Consider the following 18255-nt stretch of genomic DNA (forward strand, 5'->3'; position numbering starts at 1 on the left):
GAAACGTTTTTCGGAGTGTTCAGGGAAAACGGTTCATCTCGTGGGCTTGCGACCCGTCACACCGAGGTGGACCAGCAGCGCCAGATTCGGCTTCAGCTCCGCCTGCTTGACGCCCCAGGTCTGGAAGCCCTTCTGATGGCTCGCCACGGAGGCCAGCATCATCACGAGGGCACCCGCGGTGGCCGCCGGATTGACATCCTTGTCGACCCGGCCCTTGGCCTGGAGCTCCTTGATGGACTCCGTCAGCGGCTGGTTGACGGAGTTCAGGACCTTCATGCGGATCTTGTAGAAGCGCTTGTCGCCCTCGGCGGCACCCAGGTCGACGACCCGCAGGATCGCGTCGTTCTTGCGCCAGAACGCGAGGAACCCGTCGACGAACTCCTCGGCCGTGCGCCAGCCGGACTTGCCCGCCCACGAACGGTCGGCCACCAGATCGCTGAGCGCGGCGCCGTCCTTCGCCATGGACTCGGCCAGTTCGAGGACGGCGCCCTCGACGTCCGGGAAGTACTGGTAGAAGGTCGCCGGGGACGTGCCCGCCCGCCGTGCGACATCAATGACCTTGACATCGCGATACGGCGACGAGCTGAGCATCTCGCCGAGGCAGTCGAGCAGCTTCTGCCGCGTCGCCTGCCCGCGGCGACCCGCCACTCGCCCGTCGACGGTTCGAACTTGTCCTGTCATGCCGTTCAGCTTATCGACGGCGAACGAGCGCGCGATTCGGCCGCATCCAATGGGATGGCACCCGCCGTGATCCGGGGTGGGCCGGGCTCCGCGAGCGGGCAGACGCACATGACGCGGGACGGGGCGGGAAGCGGGACGGGAAGCGGGACGGGAGGGCGGGACGAGGAAGCGCACAGGAAGCGCGTTGAAGGGCGGAACGGGAAGCGGGACGAGAGGAGCGGCGTGAAAGGACGCACAGGCGGGCGCACCGGGACAGAACCCCGCGCGTTCGAATCATCGGCCTGCGGAGAGTCACGAACGCGGCTAGCGTGCCGTACGAGCGGAAAGGTCCGCGCACGCCGGGGGGCGGAGCAGAAGCACAGGCAGGGGCGAGGCAGGGGAGGCTGACGCGCCATGGCCGCAGCGGCAGAGGCATCCGCGGGGTGCGGACGGCGGCATCGCCGGGGAGCGCCGGTGACCTGCGTACCCGCTTCAGCGGGTACGGCGTGAGGGGCGAGCGGCCGCGCGGCGAACACCGGGCCGGTCCCGCACCGGCCTGCGCGCGGACCGGAATGAAGCCTCGCGCCTCACTGTTTGGCCTGCGCGGACCCGCAGGGGTGGCCCCCGGGTTCGCAACCACCGCGTTGGGCAGGAAGAATCAGCCTGTGGACCGTGTGGCCGGTACGGCAGTGAGAAGCTGCACTGGGGCGGGATTCGAGTGGCCCCGACGGGGAGGTGGCAGGTAAGTGGTGGAGCAGCTGACGCAGCACGATCCGCGACGGATCGGCCAGTTCGAGGTGCTCGGCCGACTCGGTGCCGGGGGCATGGGGCTGGTCTATCTCGCGCGTTCGGCGTCGGGCCGTCGTGTGGCGATCAAGACGGTGCGGACCGAGCTCGCCGAGGACCAGCTGTTCCGGGTGCGCTTCACGCGTGAGGTCGAGGCCGCGCGCGCCGTCAGCGGCTTCTACACCGCGGCCGTCGTGGACGCCGACCCGAGGGCCGCCGTGCCGTGGCTCGCGACGGCGTTCGTGCCGGCGCCCTCCCTCGAGGAGATAGTCAACGAGTGCGGGCCCCTGCCGGTGCAGGCCGTCCGCTGGCTCGCGGCCGGGATCGCCGAGGCGCTCCAGTCCATTCACGGTGCCGGGCTCGTCCACCGCGACCTGAAGCCGTCCAACGTCCTCGTGGTCGAGGACGGGCCCCGCGTCATCGACTTCGGCATCGCCTCCGGTGTGTCGAACACCCGCCTGACCATGACGAACGTTGCCGTCGGCACGCCCGCGTACATGTCCCCCGAGCAGGCACGCGACTCCCGCAGCGTCACGGGCGCGAGTGACATCTTCTCCCTCGCCTCCACCCTCGTCTTCGCCGCCACCGGGCACGCGCCCTTCCACGGCGCGAACCCCGTGGAGACGGTCTTCATGCTGCTGCGCGACGGCCCGGACCTGGAGGGGCTGAACGATGAGCTGCGCCCCCTCATCGACCCCTGTATGCGCATGGCGGCCGAGGAACGCCCCAGCCCTGCGGACATCCAGTCCCAGCTCGCCCCGCACCTCTTCTCGGCCGGAGGCGACGACAGCGGCACGGCTTCGGCCTGGCTGCCGGCGGGCGCCGTGGCCCTCATCGAGCGCAAGCGCGGGGCACGGCCCGCGCCGAGGCGGCCCTCGCACCGTCAGGACGGTCCGCCGGGGGGTGCCCCCGACGCGGGTGCCGCACCGTCCGCCGCTTCCGCTCCTCCTGCAGTCCCGGACGCGGCGCCTGCGCACGCCGCCGGCGGAGGCCGCCGCGGCGGCCCCAGGCACGCCATTCCGGCCGGTCCGGGAGGCCCGTCCGCCGTGGGTTCGCTCGCGTCGCACCCCGCCCCTTCGGCACGCGGCGGCCGTGCCGACGGCTCCGCACACGCCGCTGCACCCCTTCCTCCCGCCGAGGCACCTTCGCCGACCGGTGCGGCAGACGGTGCTTCCGTGCGGCTGCCCGGTTCGCAGGTGCCCATCGGGCCCGGGCCGCGCCGTTCCGAGGAGGCGCGCGCCGAGGCCGCGGGTGCCGCGACGGGATGGGTGCGGCCCCCGAACGGTGCACCGGTCTCCGCAGCGGGAGCGCCGGGGCCCGCCCCCGGCTCGGGCGGTGAGGCGTCTCCGCCTCCGCTCGCCGGACCGACCGGAGCGGTCCCGCCGCCCGGTGCCGTCGGCGAGGCCCCCGCGGGCCCGTCGCAGCCTCAGCGCTGGCGCCCGTGGCGGTTCCGCATGTCGAACGACGTGTGGGGCACCCCGGTCGTCGCCGACGATCTCGTCTACGTCACCTCCTTCGAGGTGCACGCGCTCGACGTCACCAGCGGCCGCCGGCAGTTCAGGACGCGCGAGGTGGCCTGGTCCATGGCCGTCTCCGACGGGCGTGTGCACGCCTCCGACGGACCCAGCCTCTACGCGCTGGACGCACGCGACGGCTCCGAGCTGTGGCGGCTGGCCACCGACGGCTGGGTGTTCTCGCTCCAGGTCGACTCCGGCACCGTCGTCACGGGTACGCGTGGCGGCGGCGTACAGGTGTGGGACGCGGCCGGCGGCGAGAAGCTGTGGGAACTCGGCGGCGCGCAGACCGAGTTCGAGACCCCCGAGGGCGGTCCCTCGGTGCACGACGGCACCGTCTACACGTGGGGCGAGGGCCGTCTGTTCGCGCTGGAGGCCCGCACGGGCGCCGAGCGCTGGTCGTACCCGGTGGGCGAAGCCGCAGCCACGGGCGGCGTTCCGCTGCGGCTGACCGCGGCCGAGGACGGCGTGGTCTACGTGTGCGCGGGTGCGCGCGTCCACGCTCTGGACGGCGTCAGCGGCGCGGAGCGGTGGCGCTTCGAGGCCCCGGCGGCCTTCCTCAGCCCTCCGGCCTTCGTGCCGGGCCCGGCCGTCGCGGGCGGCGGCGTGTACCTCGCCGACTACCTCGGCACGGTCTACGCCCTCGACGCCGTCACGGGCCAGGACAGATGGCGGATCGCGACGGAGGCCCGGCACTCGACGGAGCCGGTCGTGGTCTCCGACGGGCTCGTCCATCTGGGCAGCGGCGGCGCGCTCTACACCCTGGACGCGGTCAGCGGCACGCCGCGGTGGCGGTTCGCCGCCGGCGGCGACCTGGTGGGCGCGCCGGTCGTGGCGGACGGACGTGTCCACTTCGGTTCGGCGGACCACTGCCTCTACACGGTCGACGCCGTGGGCGGGCAGCTCCGCTGGAAGCTGGCCACGGGCGGCGAGATCACCGGGTCCCCGGTGGCCGACCGCGGTGTCGTCTACGCGTGCAGCAAGGACCGCTGCGTCTACGCACTGGACGCGGAGAAGGGCACGGGACAGGCCCGTCAGGCCTGAACACATCGGCCGCTGGTCCGGGACGGGTCACGGTCCCGGGAGCGACCACCGGCTTCGGGACGGACCACCGGCTTCGGGACGAGGAGGCGCCGTGAGTGGCGGACCGCGGACAAGGCTCTCCGGCATCGTGCTCGGCACACCCGATCCGCGTGCGCCGGCGGACTTCTACCGGCACCTGATGGGCTGGCGGGTGAAGTGGGACGAGCCGGACTGGGTGATGCTCGAGGCGCCGGACGGCGGGCCCGGGCTCTCCTTCCAGACGGAGCCGGAGCACGTGAGGCCGGCCTGGCCGGCGGGGCCCGGCGAGCAGCAGATGATGATCCATCTGGACATCGAGGTCGACGATCTCGACGTCGCTTCGGCGCACGCCGCCGGGGGAGCGGTCGTCGCGGATTTCCAGCCGCAGGACGGCGTGCGCGTCCTGTTCGACCCGGCGGGGCACCCGTTCTTCCTCTTCCTGCCGGGGCACTGACACCCAGCGGGGCCAGGAGTCATTCCTGCGTGCCGCCGCGGCGTGGGTCGGGTCTTCGTCGCGGGAGGCGCCGGGTGCCCTCGGAATTGCGCTCGTCCTGCTCGTCCTGCTCGTCCTGCCCGTCCTGCCCGTCCTGCCCGTCCTGCGCGTCCTGCCCGTCGGCCCCGGGGGCCCGAGGCTGCCGCTGCGGACCCTGCGGCGCCTGGTCGGCCGGTTCGTCCGACGCCTGGCCGGGCCGCTCGGCGGGGGGCTCCGCCTCCTCGGGCGGGCGGATGTAAGGGGGCCGGACGGTGGGCGGACGGTCGGGACGTCCCGCCGCCCACGGGTCCCACTCCTCCGCCGGGGTGGAGTCGTCGTCGAAGTACGGGTCGTGACCCCGCCCGTGGGCCTGCCAATCGTCTGCCCGGTATGCGCCATGCGGCCCCGGTGCCGGTTCGAACGGGCCGCCGGGCTGCGGCAGTCCGGAGTAGTCGTGGTTCTCGTGCGGGACCGCCGGGGAGGCGGCTGCGCTGTTGTCGTCCACGCGGGCACGGCGTCCACGGCTCTTGCGGCGGCGTCCCGTGGGACGGCGTCCCCGCATCACCAGCGCGGCGAGGAGCATCAGCACGCCTCCGGCAACCGCGTAGCCGACCCCTTCGGCCAGTCCGCCGGCGCCGACGGTGAGCGTGCCGGCCTCCTGCCCCTGGCGGACCATCCAAAGGACGGTGAAGCCGAGCACGATCGCTCCGGCAAGGGTCACCAGCAGGCGGGAACGCAGCAGCGCCGCGAGGAGGGCGATCAAGGCTGCGACCAGCATGGGAAGGAACAGGCCGGTCCACAGACCGGCCTGGGTGCCTGTGATGCCGGTGGGTGTGAACAGCTCACCGACCCGGTAGTCGCGGCCGAGCCGACCGCCGTACCAGGTGAGGAAGGGACTCCACGCCGCCGCGGCCGCCCCCACGAGCGCGATCAGCATGCCGAGCAGATTCCGGACCATCGGCCACGCCTCGCTTCCGGCGCCGGGTCACTCCTCCCCGCGGGTGCTCGCCCGTCGGGAAGCAGGCGGACGTCGCAGGCGTGCGTCGTCCCGCAGAAAACGGTACGCCGGGCGGAACCCTTCGGCCACCGCACGGCGTCCCCTCACGGGGCACCAGCCCTCAATGGCCATGCCAAGAATCGGGGGTATCAACCATGTCGCGCCATCTCAAGCTCATCGCGGCCGTGGCAGTCGTACTCGTCGCGCTGAGCGGATTCAGTCCCGGCCGCAAGGGAGGGGGCGGTCACCGCAGCGGCGGCAAGTCCGGCGGCTGCAGCAGTTCGACCTCCAGCAGCCACAACAGCAGCGGGAGCGGTCACGACAGCGTGAGCAAGGAAAGGCACGGATCGGGCGGCGGCTCCTACAGCGGTTCGCGGCGCTACAACAGCACTACGGGGACGACGGGTTCGAGCAGCGGAAGCGCCGCCGACCGGTCACCCGCCTCGGGGACCGTGACGCAGTGCGCGGCGCGGAGCGGCAGCGAAGCGAAGGCCGTGGTGGAGGTCCGTAACCCGAAGAGCTACACCAAGACCTACCGGGTGAAGGTCAAGTTCGTCGACACGTCCGGGCTCGGCGTCGACTCCGGCGAGGCGCGCGTGAGGGTCGGCAGCAGGGACACCGAGTCCGTGGACGTACCGATGGCGCACCCGAAGCGCATCGGCGACGTCTCCGAATGCCTTGTCGAATCGGTGAGTTGACGTCCGAGCGCGGCGGGGCGGGGTGCCGGTGGGCTGACTGCCTGTCTTCCGGACCCTGATGCCGAGGACGAGAACGACATGGAGGTGGCGGGCCGCGATCGCGGCCCGCCACCTCCGGTGAAGCGTCGGACGTCAGGGCGCGTGCTCCTCCTCGGTCCCGTTGATGTGGACGCCGTGCGCGCTCGTCGCGTGGGACGGCGCAGCTGCGGCGGCCACTGCTGGAGAGGCTGCTCCGACTACGAGTAACGAGCAAACGACGAGCGTTCTCAGGGCTTTGAGCATTTCTCTCCTCGGAGTTCCGTGGTCGTGCGGGCAGCGAACGACGGGCAACTTCAGGATTCCCCCTGGGCCGGCGCTCAAGCAGCGGGCGTGGCGTCAGCGGCGCCCCCTCCGCGCCGCTGACGCCACGCCCGCTGTGTCCCCCGTGGAACGGGCCTACTGGCCCGGGCTTTCCGCCTTCACCGACTCGGCACTGATGGGCGCGTGCTCGTCCGTCGCCGATTCGGCGCCGATCGGCGCGTGCTCGTCCGTCGCCGACATGGCGCCGATGGGCGCGTGTTCATCCGTCGCCGATTCGACGCCGATGGGTGCGTGCTCGTCCTTCACCTCTACGCCGCCGTCGGTGCCGACGGTCTGCAATTCCTTCTCGAGGTCCTCGACAGTGGACTGCGTTGTCTCGCTCATGGCCGAACTCCTGTGGCTCAGTGGCCGATTGTGCTTACGTGCCCGCCCAGCGACTCCCCCGTGGGCCGCCGGGCGGGCTTTGGGCCGCTCACCATAGCCGGAGCGCGGCCTCCCCCCAGACTGATCCGCCTGCCCCCCGACGCGACGGATCGATGCGATAACCATGCCGAGCCGCGATAAACGATCGATGAACGCCCGATAAGTGCGCCTGAGGTGGGCGTTTACGCGGCAGGAGCAGCGGTGAGCAGTCCGCGGACCTCGTCGGCGTCGGAGGCTCCCATGTCCTCGAAGACTGCCAGTGCGTCTTTCCAGCACACGCGTCCTCGGTCGTGCTGACCCAGCGCCACCAGCGCACGGCCCAAAACGGTCAGCATCCTGCCGCGCATCCACTCGCCGCCGATACCGCGCAGTGCCAGGGCCTGTTCGGCATGCCCGGCTGCCTGGTCCGGACGGCCCGCCGCCAAGTGCGCCTCGGCAATGCGGAAATGAGAGGTCCCCTCCCACAACGGCTGCCGGGTCTCACGGAAGAGCGCCACGGCCTTGGCCAGTTGCTCGAGCCCTTCGGGAATGCGGTCGGCTCCCGCGAGAGCCCGCCCGAGCGCGTATCTCCCGTTGGCCATGCGCATTCTGTGGTCGAGGCTCTCGTAGATCTCCAGGCCCTGCTGCGTCAACCGGATCGCCCGGTCCACGTCGCCCGACGCCAGGCTGACCGCCGACAGATTGCACAGGGCGCTCGCTTCGCTGGGGCGATTGCCGTCCACCCGGAAGGCGTCGATCGCCCGGAGCAGGAAAACCTCGCTGTCGGCGTAGCGGCGCTGGCAGATGGCGATGATGCCGCGCTGATTCAGTGACCAGCAGGTCGTCAGCGTGTCGTCGGCGGCTTCGGCGAGACGGCTGGCCTGTCGTGCTGTCTCGTCCGCCTGGTCGAAGCGGCCCGAGACGATGTGCGCGTGCGTCAGCATCGACTGGACCCGGGCTTCGGCCAGAGCGTCGTCTGCGGCGCGGGAGGCGTCCCGTACAGCGGCGGCGGCCCGTTCGTACCGCAGGGAGTGCACGCCGGAATCGGCGCAGTCCTTGACGGCGATCAGCAGATCGGCGGCGTGGCGCAGCATGCCGCGGTCCGCCGCCTGCTGCACGCACGAGAGGACGCAGTCGGCCTCGGAGAAGAGCCAGCCGAGTGCGTCGTCCCGGTCCGCGAAGTACATGCCCTTGGAGCTGGGCTGCATGAGGTGGTCCAGAGCCCGTTCACCCGGCCGTTCGAGGGCGAAGACCTTCGAGGCCGTGGCGAGGTAGAAGTCCAGCAGCCGGGCGAAGGCATCCTCCCTCAGGGCGGGGGGCTGTTCGTCGCGCTCGGCGCAGGCACGGGCGAACAGCCGCACCAGATCGTGGAACCGGTAACGGCCCGGCGCCGCCGATTCCAGCAGGGACGCGTCGACCAGCGACTCCAGCAGGGACTCCGTCGTCGCGACGGTGCGGTCCAGGAGTGCCGCAGCCGCCTGAAGGGAGATGTCGGGGCCGTCGGCGAGGCCCAACAGACGGAAAGCGCGGGCCTGTTCGGAATCGAGTTGCCCGTAGCCCAGTTCGAACGTTGCCTTCACCGCCTGGTCGCCGATGCGGAGTTCGTCGAGGCGACGGCGCTCGTCGGCGAGCTTCTCGGCGAGCGTGGCGACCGTCCAGGTGCGCCGTGAGGCCAGCCTGGACGCGGCGATACGGATGGCCAGCGGCAGGAATCCGCAGGCACCGACCACGGCCATCGACGCCTGGCGCTCCGTGGTGACACGCTCCTTGCCGACGATGCGGGTGAACAGCGTCAGCGCTTCCTCGGGGCTCATCACATCGAGGTCGATGAGGTGCGCGCCGGCCAGATCGACCATGCGTACACGGCTGGTGACCAGTGCCGCGCAGCCCGCCGCCCCGGCCAGCAGCGGACGGACCTGCGCCGCGTCGCGCGCGTTGTCCAGGAACGTCAGCACCCGGCGGCCCGAGAGAAGCGACCGGAACAGCCCGGCCCGTTCGTCGACGCCCTCCGGAATCTGCTTGTCCTGCACACCGAGCGCCCGCAGGAACGCTCCCAGGACCGCTTCGGGTTCGCACGCCGAGGGGCCCGCTCCCTGGAGGTCGACGTAGAGCTGGCCGTCCGGGAAGTACTCCGCAGCGGCGTGCGCGACGTGCACGGCGAGAGTGGTCTTGCCGACGCCGCCGATACCCGCGACCGCCGACACCGCCATCACCGTGCCCTCCGCCTGGGCGAGTTGCTCCTTGAGCTCCGCGACGAACGCCTCGCGGCCGGTGAAGTCCGGAACTGTTGCGGGCAGTTGAGCGGGCTGGGCGGGCCTGGGAGTGGCAGGGCCCGCCGGCTCGTCCGGAGCGAGGGCGAGGCTCTCGTCGCCCTCCAGGATCCGCTGGTGGAGATCGATGAGCTCGGCGCAGGGGTCCACGCCCAGTTCGTCCGCGAGCATCCGTCGCGTATCGGCGAAGACCGCCAGTGCCTCGGCCTGCCTGCCGCTGCGGTACAGCGCCAGCATCAGCAGCTCCCGCAGCCGCTCGCGCAAGGGGTGCGCTGCCGTCAGTGCCGTCAGTTCACTGACTGCCTCGGTGTGACAGCCCAGTTGGAGACTCAGATCGATGCTGTGTTCCTGAAGGGAGAGCTGCCATTCCGTAAGACGGCTGCGCTGCCGCTCCGCGAAGGGCCCTGGTACGTGCGCCAGCGCCTCCCCGCTCCACTGCGCGAGCGCTGCGGCGTAACTCTGCCGGGCACCCGGACGGTCGCCGCTCCCGGCTGCCTTCTCCGCTTCCGAGGCGTGCGCGTTGGCCGCGTCCACGTCGAGGACGACGTCCGAGGGCGCACGCCCCGGGCGGATCGCGTACCCGCCGGACTCGCTGACCATCAGCTCCGCGTCGCCGCCGAGCGCCTTGCGGATGCGGGACGCGTACGTGCGCAGCGCGGCCTTCGCCTGGTCGGGGGGCTCCTCGCCCCAGATGGCGTCGATCAGCTCCTCGGCCGTCGCGGTGTGACCGCCCCGCAGCAGGAGGGCGGCGAGCAGGGCACGCTGCTGCGGCGAGCCCATGGGGATCTCGTGGTCACCGCGGTGGGCACGGACCGGTCCGAGCACGGTGAAGCACAACCGGTGCTCCTGCCGCTCGTTCACGCGGCCGATTTTCCCCTCGGCGCCCATGATTTGGCCCCCTGCGCTCCTTATCCCACTCCCGCAGGGGTCAGTCTGCCTTGCTTGTCAGCTATACGTCATCAGGGCCCCAGGTCCTCCACGGGTCCTTCGAACTTCCCGCGGAACAGGGGCGATTGGTGTGGTACCGGGCGAGGCGCGACAGCGTCCGGCGCCGACCGGCCGACCGGCAGACCGGCCGACCGGTCGACCGGTCGACGGACCGGCCGGCCGGACGGCGCCGGCGCCGGCACCGTCCGAGCCGAATCCGATGTCAGCGCCGCCCGTGAAGCAGGACCGGCAGCGTGCGGTAGCCGTGTGCGATGAAGGATTCCACCTGCTCCAGCTCCTGCGGCGGTACCGCCAGGCGCAGTGCCGGGAATCGCTCGAAGAGCGCGGGAAGCGCGGTGCGGGCTTCCATGCGCGCGAGGGGGGCGCCCAGACAGAAGTGCACGCCGTGCCCGAACGACAGGTGCTCCACATCGGTGCGCCGGACGTCGAACTCCCCCGCGGTGGCGCCATGTCTGCCAGGGTCGCGGCCGGCGGCGGCGTAGGTGGCGAGAATGGCATCGCCCTGACGGATCGTCGCGCCCCCGGGCAGCTCGATGTCCTCGACCGCGTAACGCAGCGGCAGCGACGCGATGCTGGGCGCCCAGCGCAGCGTCTCCTCGATGACGCCGTTCCACGACACCTCTTCGTTCAGGACGAGTTCGAGCTGCGCGGGGTGTGTGAGCAGGGCGTGCACCGCGTTGCCGATGAGGTTGACCGTGGTCTCGTGTCCGGCGCCCACGACGAGCAGGAGAGTGTCGAGCAGTTCCACCTCGGAGAGCTTCGAGCCGGTCTCGTCGTCGCGGGCGGAGACCAGCACGCTGGTCAGGTCCTCACCGGGCTGCTCCCGCTTGAGCGCGACGAGCGCGCCGAAGGTGCTCTGCACCTCCTGCGCCGTGCGCGCCGCCTCCTCCGGCGATGCGGAGGTGTCCATGATCTGTTCGACGAGGCGGGCCACACCGGGGCGCTGCTCCTCGGGAATGCCGAAGAGTTCGCAGATCACACCCATCGGCAGCGGATGCGCGTAGGCGGCACGCAGGTCGACCGGCTCGCCCTCCGGTAACGCGGCCATCGCGTCGAGCAGTTCGCCGGTGATCCGCTCGACGCGGGGGAGCATCGCCTCCGTGCGGCGGCCCGTGAAGGCCGGGGCGACGAGCTTGCGGAGGCGGCGGTGTTCGGCCCCGTACGAGCTGAACATGTTGGTCACGCCGACCCAGGAACGTATCCAGGAGTCGTGGAACTCGCCGCGCTGCCAGGCGGGCCAGTGCTGACGGGGGTCCTTGGAGACGCGGTCGTCGGTCAGCAGGCGCTTGAGCAGGTCGAAGCTGCTGATGGACCAGGCGGGGATCCCCGCGGGGAGCTCCACGAGGACGGCGGGGCCGGATACGCGGAGCCTGTCGGCCTCCCCGTGGATGTCACGTCCGGCCGGGTCGATGGGGACCGGGCGGGTGTGGACGGGGTCTACGGGGCCTGCGTCTACGGAACCTGCGTCTACGGGGCCTGCGTCTAGGGGAACTTGGCCGGCGGGACCTGGGCCGGCGACGCGGGTCGGGGAGCTTCCGGGGCCGTGGGTGGTCGACCGCTGCCCCCGCTGCTGCCCGGGTCCCTGCTCCCCGTCGTGTGCCTGCTGTCCCTGCTGTCCCATGGAGTGGCTCCTGCCTGGTCGGGGCTGATCGGAGTGAATCGGGCGGGCAGTTGTACGAGTGCGCGGTGGAACGGCCCCGGCCGGTAGTCGAGTTCGTCGTGCGGGACGGCCAGCTCGATGTCGGAGAGCCAGGCCGTGAGCCGTTCGATGGCGGTGGTCGCGATGAGCAGTGCGTGGCGGGGAACGGGGCAGGAGTGCGGGCCGGCCGACCAGGCCAGATGGGCCCCGCCGCCGGAACCGCTCACTCCGCTGCCGCTGCCGCCGGTTGCGGTTCCGGCGGCGGCGCGGCCGTGTGCGGCGCCGGCGGCCGCGTAGGAAACCATGACGAGCTGCCCGGTACGGACCCATGTGCCGTGGAAGTACACGTCCCGTCTCGGGAAGTGCGCCGAGTAGTTGGAGATCGGGGGCTCGTTCAGCAGCACGTCCTGGATCGCGTCGCGCGGGGTCAGGGCGCCGCCGGAGAGCGTGCTGTAGTAGCGCTCGTCGGTGAGCATCCGGGACAGGGCGTTGCCGATCAGGTTGGTCGTGGGCTCGTGGCCCGCGCCCATCGTGAGGACGATCTGGTGGGTGACCTCCTCGTCGCTGAGTTCCGCGGGATGATCCAGGAACCACGACGTCAGGTCCCGGCCCCGGGCACTCTTCTTGGTGGCGATCAGCTCACCGATGTAGCCCTGGAACTCGGCGTTCGCCGCCGCCGCCTCCGCCGGATCGCCCTCCATCATTCCCGCGAGCGAGGAGATGAGCCGGCCGCTGTAGGAATCGGGCAGCCCGAAGAGCCGGTTGAAGAGTTTCAGCGGCAGCACCCGGGCGAATTGGCCCATCAGGTCGGCACGGCCGTCCGCGCCGAAGCCGGCGATGAGCGAGTCGGCGATGCTCACCACCGTGCTCCGCAGGTCGTGCGGCGGGACCCGGTCGAAACCGTCGGTGATCACCTGCCGGTAACGGGCGTGCTCGTCCCCGTCGTTGAACATGACGTTCGGGCGCCAGCCCAGCATGGGGAGGATCGGCGAATCCTCCGGCAGCGCCTCCTGCCAGAGCCGTGAGTCCTTCGACCAGGTCACGGGATCGTGCAGCAGATCGAGGGCGGCCCGGTAGCCGGTGACCAGCAGCGCCGGCACCCCGGGCGAGATCTCGACGGGCGCGAGCGGGCCGTACCGACGAAGCCGGTCGTACACCGCCTGCGGATCGGCGGCGAACTCCGGCCCGTAGAGCCGTACGACGTCGTTGTCCGGCTCGCTGCCCGGCGGCATGGCCCGGACGGATGCGCCGGGGCCGGGTTCGGCTTGTTCGGCCGCGGCACGGTCGGTGGTGCCCGGTTCGGTGGTGCCCGGTTCGGTGATGCCTGGCTCGGTGGTGACCGCCTCGGGTGGCCGGGGGGTGCCGGGTTCGGTCGTCTCTCGTGCCGATGGTTCCGGGGCGTCCGGTTCGGGGGCGGAGGTCACGCGGTCTCCTGGGGTGTGTAGGCGAGCACGTGGCCCACGAGTCCGATGAGCGCGTCCGTGGCCTGGTCGCGGTCGCGCGCGTCGCACAGCACGAGCGGGGTGTCGGGCAGCAGGTCGAGGTGGTCGCGGAGCGTGGAGGGATGGTGCGAGGGCGAGTCGGGGAAGGCGTTGACCGCGACCGCGTACCGCAGCCCCGCGTCCTCGATCATGTCCATGACCTCGAAGGAGTCGGACAGCCGGCGGGTGTCGGCCAGCACGAGTGCTCCCAGCGCTCCGCGCGAGATGTCCTGCCACAGCGGCGAGAAGCGACGCTGCCCGGGCGTGCCGAACATGTAGAGAACGAGGTCGCCGGGCAGCGTCAGCCGGCCGAAGTCGATCGCGACGGTCGTCGTGGACTTCTCGCGGATACCGGAGAGGTCGTCGACCAGCGCACTGCCGCTGGTCAGCACCTCCTCCGTGTGCAGCGTTTCCGTCTCGGACAGGGAACGTATGAACGTGGTCTTGCCCACCCCGAACGGCCCGGCCACCAGCAGCTTCACCAGGGTCTGGGGCCGTTCGGCGTCGAGGTAGATGCCCCTCTCCGGCGGCGGAACCGCGCCGTTGCGCCCCGCCTCCCCGTTGCGGCCGGCGGCCGGACGTACCTCACCTTCGTCCGCGGGGGAGTTGCCGGGACCGCCGCCGGGGTCGTCACCCTTGTCGTCACCGGGGTTGTCATCGCGAGGACTTGAGAGTGCGGAGTCCATCCAGAACCTTCTCCAGAATCTGCCGCTCGGGCAGTTCGGCTTCGGGTACGGGGGCGCGGGCCGCCAGCCGGCCCGCGTCGACGAGATCGGCCACCATGACCTTCACGACGCTGACCGGCAGCCGCAGATGCGCCGCCGTTTCGGCCAGGGACAGCGGACCGGGCTGAAGCAGCTCCAGCAGGCGCCGCTGCTCGGGCCGCAGCCCGCTGCCCTGCGGGTCGCCCGGGGCGTGCAGCACCGTGAGCCGGTCGAGCGTGTTGCGGCTGGGCCGCGCGCGTCCGGTCGTGGCCAGATACGCGGGCACGAGCCGTCGGTGGTCACGCGGCGGCGGATTCATGCCGGGCTGTCGCTCCGTGTCGGACGGCTCATGGCCTTGGAGCCGAGGGTGGCCACCTGGACCTGCATCTGATGCGTGACGACCCCCATGTTGACCTCCGGCCCGGCGAAGACGGCAAGGCAGGTGTTCTCCCCGGCGGGTATCGCGAAGACCCAGCCGAGATCGGACTCGATCACGGTCTGCCGCAGCTTGACGTCGTACCGGCCGGCGAAGGCCGCGGTCGTGGTGCGGGCGGCGCCCTGCAGCGCGGAGATCATCGCTGCGACGCCCTCGGCGGAGTCACGCCCCAGTTCGGGCGAGCGGCCCTCGATGAGGCCGTCGCCCGAGATCACGGCCGCGTGGATCACGTGGGGCAGTTCGAGGAGCGGAGCGAGCACCCAGGAGGTGTCCTCTCGGACGGAACGGTGCGCGGGAGTGGTCATGTCGGCTGGTCCCCTTCGGATGCACCGGAGCCTGGGTCGCCGGCATCGCCGGCCCTGTCGGTCTCGTTCGTCTTGCCCGAGCTGCCTGTGTTGCCTGCGGGGCCTGCGGTGCCTGAGCTGTCCGTGGCGCCCGGTGTGCCGGGCGCATCCGTTCCTGCGGCTGCTCGTCCGGACGCGGTGCCCTTCTGGAAAGCGGACCAGCGCTCGGCGCTCTCCTCGGGTGTCGAGGGCGGAGCGGGGCCCGTGCCCGTCCGCGGGCCCCGCAACAGATCACTCCCGCCGGCCTCTTCCGCTCCCGTACCCCCTGCGCTCTTGCCGCTTGCTCCTGTATCTCCTGTTGCTCGTGCATCTACTGCTTCCGTGCCGCGGCCGTCCGGGGCGTCCGCCTCCTCCTCGGCGTCGGCAGGGCGCCGCCTGCGCCGGCGTGGCAGCTCCGCTCCCGTTGTCGGGGCCGCCGTCGGTGCCGTCGTCGCGGGGGTACGTGCGTCCGTTGCGGGCCGCCCCGGCAGCACGGGCAGGCTGTGCGGCTGTGAGGGGGCCATCACCGACATCGGGTGCTCTGCCTCGTCGAGCAGGGTGAGCAGGGGCTCGCCGGGGATGTGCACGATGGCACGCACGCCTCCGTACGGCGACGCCTCCACGTGCGCGCTGAACCCGTACTGACGGACGAGCTGTCCGACGGCGGCGAAGCCGTTGCGCGGAGGGTCGCCGAGCTCGGTGACGAGGAGCGCCTCGGCGCCCGACATCAGCCGTTTGGCGCGGGCGAGTTCCTCGGCGTTCATGCCGACTCCCGCGTCGTCGATGATCACGGACGCTCCGCGGTTGCCCTGCTGGAGAGTGACGGTGACGGGCAGTTCGGGGTGGGAGTGGTGGAGGGCGTTCGCCATCAGCTCCGTGAGGGTCACGGCGACCGGCTCGACCGCGCGGGCGATCACGCCGACAGGGTCGCGCAGCAGGTTGGTGACCTGCACGCGCTCGTATCCGCTGAGCCTGGACGAGGCGCCGACGACGATGTCCGCGAGGTGCGAGTTCTCCCGCGTCAGGCCCGGCCAGGCCCCGCACACCACGGCGGTCGACTGGATGCGGCGCAGCGCCTGTTCGTTGAGGAAGTCGGCGGCGAGCAGGTCTTCGGCGACGAGCGGGTCCTCGTACTTCTCCTGCATCCGCTGGAGGAGAGTCTGGAGCTGGTAGAGCAGCGCCTGGATGGTCGTGGTTGCGCCCCGCATGGCTGCCTGGGCGGCGGCGTCGACGCGGATGCGTTCCTTGGCGACCTCTTCGCGGACCTGGACCAGCACGGCGTCGATGGAACGGTCCAGCTCCGGGCTGAGCGTCGCGGTCCCGAGCGGGCCGGGGACGGGGACGTGGGAGTGGGCGAGGGAGGTCGCCAGGTCGGGGATGCGGGATTCGACGAGATGTCTGAGTTCGGCCTCGGCGGCCCTGAGTCTGGCCCCGAGGTCGGCGGAGTACCGTGACGCGCGCTCGAGTTGCGTCCCGGCCGCCTCGACGTGCAGCTGCGATCTGCTCAGCTCTTGCCGCGAGCGGACGAGAAGGAGAGCCAGAACGACGGCGACCGTACCCAGGGCGAGGAATACGATCAGCACCACCGGAGTGTCGGTCATCGGCGTCCTTGGTCAACTGGGTTTCTGTGATCGATGGTTCGGACGAGCGCGGGGGAGCGAACCGTGCCCATGGGTACCGGCCCATCGGTACTCGTCGCCCGGGGGTCCCCACATGCTGCCGCAGACCAATCGCGTGCACACCCGTAACGGGAACATCCGTACACATCGACTGAGCGCATTCCGCCTCCAACGGGGGCGTTCGGACACGGCGTGCCGTAGCCCCGTTCGTGAGTGACAAGTTCTGTTTGTGACAACCCTTGCGGCGGCCTTCGAGACCGGCCTTCGAGACCGGCCTTCGAGACCGGCCTTCGAGACCGGCCTTCGAGACCGGGGGTCTTGTGACGTCTGGCAGTCGGCCCTTCCACAACCGCCGGGAGACGCCGCGCCGGGCCCGGCAGGCGCGGTACGTGGAGGCGTCGCCGGGGGCGGACCCTGCGTCGGCTGTCGCCTCGCATCCGTGCCTCAGCCGTCGTCGCGTCCGAGCCGCACCGGGTTGGTCATCGCGGCCATGGCGCCGGGCAGTTCGGCGGGCGAACCGACAGGCGGACGGTGACGTATCTCGGCGCGCACGTACGCGGCCAGCGAGGCCGTCGTGCGCCACTCCAGAGGTTCCGCGGAGACCGGCCCCGCGAACATCTCGCCCTGGTCGGTGAGGAACCTCGCCGTCGCGCCCTCAGGAGCGCCCGAGACCTCCAGCCGGACGGTGACCTCCGCGTCTCCGTCCACCCTCAACCGCTCGCCCATGCCTGCGTGTTCACCGTGCGGGCCGGAGGCGGAGAACTTCACGGAGACCACCGAGGACTCCGCGATGTAGCTGCGGCCCTTGCGCATGCCCTCCAGCAGGGCCTGTCGGGAGAGATCGTCCGCGAGGACGACCGTATGCGGCAGCCCCACCTTCTGCGGCTCGGCATGCGCGTCACTGTTGCCGATGGCGGGGAGCGGCCCCCGGCCGGTCGGCGGAGCCATCAGCATGTTGTCCCAGGCGGCGACCGCGAGTTCGTCGTCCACCGTCCACGGCCCGTTCCACACCTCCACGGCGTCGGCGTCCTCGTAGCCGAACTTCCACTGGCAGCCCACGAAGGGGCAGTCGGGATGGGCCGGGACGACCAGGCCGCCGGCGCGGCGAATGCGGCGGGCGAAGCGGGAGAAGTGACCGTCCCTCGCCCTGTAGCGCCAGTCGACGAACGTGCCCGCGTCCGTGCCGAGGGCCAGAACGTGGCCGTTGCGCGTGGTGATCTCCTCGCCGCACAGAATCAGGAAGTCCTCGTCCCACAACCCCGCCCAGGCGCCGTGCCCCGACGTGGTGTTGTGCTCGGTGGTGGCGATGAAGTCGAGCCCCGCCTCGCGTGCGGCCCCTGCGGTCTCCTGCGGGGTGCGCTTGCCGTCCGAGTGCACCGTGTGGAGATGGCAGTCGCCCCGGTACCAGGCGCGGCCGCGGCCCCGTGCACGCTCCGGCGGGTGGACTGGCCGCGGCGTGGTGCCCGGACTTCCGTGCCGGAGGGTGACGGTCACCTCGTAGTCCAGCCCCTGCGGGGCGACGGTGTACGGGCCGAGGACGACATGCCACGTGCCTTCGCGCACCGGGCCGGCCAGATAGCCCGGTGTCGCCTTCTCGGCGCTGATCGAGAACCGGTCGCGTGCGCCGCCCGACCAGCCGCGGAACCCCCGGCCGCCGAGCGCTGTGCCGCGCTCGTCGAAGATGCCGATGTCCAGGGCGTTGCCCTTCGTGCCCTCGGGCACGGACGGCTTGTCGTAGGTGTACGCCACCTCGATCTCGCGGACGCCGGACGGGATCTCGACCGGCAGGTACACGAAATCGGGTGCACCCGTGGGCAGGTGGCCCTTCACGGTCCTGGACCTCTCGGAGCCGTCGGCGGCGGCGGCGAAGCTCACTCCGCCGAGAGTGAGTACGCCCGTGGCGCCCGCCACCGCCGACAGCCGCAGCACGTCACGTCTTTCCAC

General features: G+C 71.6%; 14 protein-coding genes. 3 read left to right on the forward strand and 11 right to left on the reverse strand.

The features are described from left to right. Positions 1-33: 33 nt before the first annotated feature. Positions 34-681 carry a TetR/AcrR family transcriptional regulator gene (locus EV375_RS22160; RefSeq protein WP_130301177.1) on the reverse strand — a complete coding sequence of 216 codons (648 nt, stop codon included), beginning with the start codon at positions 679-681 and terminating at the stop codon, positions 34-36. 725 nt (positions 682-1406) lie between these two features. Between EV375_RS22160 and afsK the strand changes: the two genes are divergently transcribed. Together afsK and EV375_RS22170 are read left to right on the forward strand one after the other, a co-directional pair. Further along, a complete protein-coding gene (afsK, locus tag EV375_RS22165; RefSeq protein WP_130301178.1) occupies positions 1407-4004 on the forward strand; it encodes a protein serine/threonine kinase AfsK in 2598 nt (865 codons plus the stop codon). A gap of 91 nt (positions 4005-4095) precedes the next feature. Further along, positions 4096-4476, forward strand: a complete 381-nt coding sequence (locus EV375_RS22170) for a VOC family protein (RefSeq protein ID WP_130301179.1) — start codon at positions 4096-4098, stop codon at positions 4474-4476. 19 nt (positions 4477-4495) lie between these two features. Here EV375_RS22170 and EV375_RS22175 read toward each other — a convergent pair whose 3' ends face one another. Next, entirely contained in the window at positions 4496-5452 is a 957-nt protein-coding gene (locus EV375_RS22175) for a hypothetical protein (protein WP_130301180.1), read from the reverse strand. 194 nt (positions 5453-5646) lie between these two features. On the opposite strand from EV375_RS22175, the gene EV375_RS22180 reads away from it, so the two are divergent. Further along, on the forward strand, positions 5647-6189 hold the full coding sequence (locus EV375_RS22180; protein ID WP_130301181.1) for a hypothetical protein: 543 nt from the start codon (positions 5647-5649) through the stop codon (positions 6187-6189). A 435-nt stretch (positions 6190-6624) separates the two neighbouring features. Here the strand turns inward: EV375_RS22180 and EV375_RS22185 are convergent, their stop codons facing one another. The 9 genes from EV375_RS22185 to EV375_RS22235 all read right to left on the reverse strand — a co-directional run bounded on the left by EV375_RS22185 (position 6625) and on the right by EV375_RS22235 (position 18255). Beyond that, positions 6625-6873: a hypothetical protein gene (locus tag EV375_RS22185; protein ID WP_130301182.1), complete on the reverse strand. Its 249-nt coding sequence runs from the start codon at positions 6871-6873 to the stop codon at positions 6625-6627. A gap of 221 nt (positions 6874-7094) precedes the next feature. Next, entirely contained in the window at positions 7095-10049 is a 2955-nt protein-coding gene (gene afsR / locus EV375_RS22190) for an SARP-family global regulator AfsR (RefSeq protein ID WP_130301183.1), read from the reverse strand. Positions 10050-10311: 262 nt separating this feature from the next. Further along, on the reverse strand, positions 10312-11520 hold the full coding sequence (locus EV375_RS22195; RefSeq protein ID WP_486588768.1) for a cytochrome P450 family protein: 1209 nt from the start codon (positions 11518-11520) through the stop codon (positions 10312-10314). A gap of 71 nt (positions 11521-11591) precedes the next feature. After that, the gene (locus EV375_RS22200; protein WP_486588769.1) at positions 11592-12980 is read right to left on the reverse strand and encodes a cytochrome P450 family protein; all 1389 of its coding nucleotides are present in this window, start codon (positions 12978-12980) and stop codon (positions 11592-11594) included. A 188-nt stretch (positions 12981-13168) separates the two neighbouring features. Continuing rightward, the gene (locus EV375_RS22210) at positions 13169-13744 is read right to left on the reverse strand and encodes a GTP-binding protein (RefSeq protein WP_055484464.1); all 576 of its coding nucleotides are present in this window, start codon (positions 13742-13744) and stop codon (positions 13169-13171) included. 139 nt (positions 13745-13883) lie between these two features. Continuing rightward, positions 13884-14252, reverse strand: a complete 369-nt coding sequence (locus tag EV375_RS22215; protein WP_130301185.1) for a DUF742 domain-containing protein — start codon at positions 14250-14252, stop codon at positions 13884-13886. Then, on the reverse strand, positions 14249-14674 hold the full coding sequence (locus EV375_RS22220) for a roadblock/LC7 domain-containing protein (protein WP_130301186.1): 426 nt from the start codon (positions 14672-14674) through the stop codon (positions 14249-14251). Before EV375_RS22220 ends, EV375_RS22215 begins: the two co-directional genes overlap by 4 nt. Next, positions 14671-16293 (reverse strand): ATP-binding protein, encoded by a 1623-nt coding sequence (locus tag EV375_RS22225; RefSeq protein ID WP_165434795.1) that lies wholly within the window; start codon positions 16291-16293, stop codon positions 14671-14673. The genes EV375_RS22220 and EV375_RS22225 overlap by 4 nt, the downstream gene beginning before the upstream one ends. Before the next feature lie 462 nt (positions 16294-16755). After that, positions 16756-18255 carry a CehA/McbA family metallohydrolase gene (locus tag EV375_RS22235; protein WP_486588770.1) on the reverse strand — a complete coding sequence of 500 codons (1500 nt, stop codon included), beginning with the start codon at positions 18253-18255 and terminating at the stop codon, positions 16756-16758.

The organism is Streptomyces sp. CNZ301, from assembly GCF_004217425.1.

Coding starts and splice junctions, on each gene's coding strand:
- EV375_RS22220 (WP_130301186.1), bottom strand. CDS start 14,674: ATGACCACTCCCGCGCACCGTTCCGTCCGAGAGGACACCTCCTGGGTG.
- EV375_RS22225 (WP_165434795.1), bottom strand. CDS start 16,293: ATGACCGACACTCCGGTGGTGCTGATCGTATTCCTCGCCCTGGGTACG.
- EV375_RS22215 (WP_130301185.1), bottom strand. CDS start 14,252: ATGAATCCGCCGCCGCGTGACCACCGACGGCTCGTGCCCGCGTATCTG.
- EV375_RS22200 (WP_486588769.1), bottom strand. CDS start 12,980: ATGCCGCCGGGCAGCGAGCCGGACAACGACGTCGTACGGCTCTACGGG.
- EV375_RS22185 (WP_130301182.1), bottom strand. CDS start 6,873: ATGAGCGAGACAACGCAGTCCACTGTCGAGGACCTCGAGAAGGAATTG.
- EV375_RS22180 (WP_130301181.1), top strand. CDS start 5,647: ATGTCGCGCCATCTCAAGCTCATCGCGGCCGTGGCAGTCGTACTCGTC.
- afsR (WP_130301183.1), bottom strand. CDS start 10,049: ATGGGCGCCGAGGGGAAAATCGGCCGCGTGAACGAGCGGCAGGAGCAC.
- EV375_RS22175 (WP_130301180.1), bottom strand. CDS start 5,452: ATGGTCCGGAATCTGCTCGGCATGCTGATCGCGCTCGTGGGGGCGGCC.
- EV375_RS22160 (WP_130301177.1), bottom strand. CDS start 681: ATGACAGGACAAGTTCGAACCGTCGACGGGCGAGTGGCGGGTCGCCGC.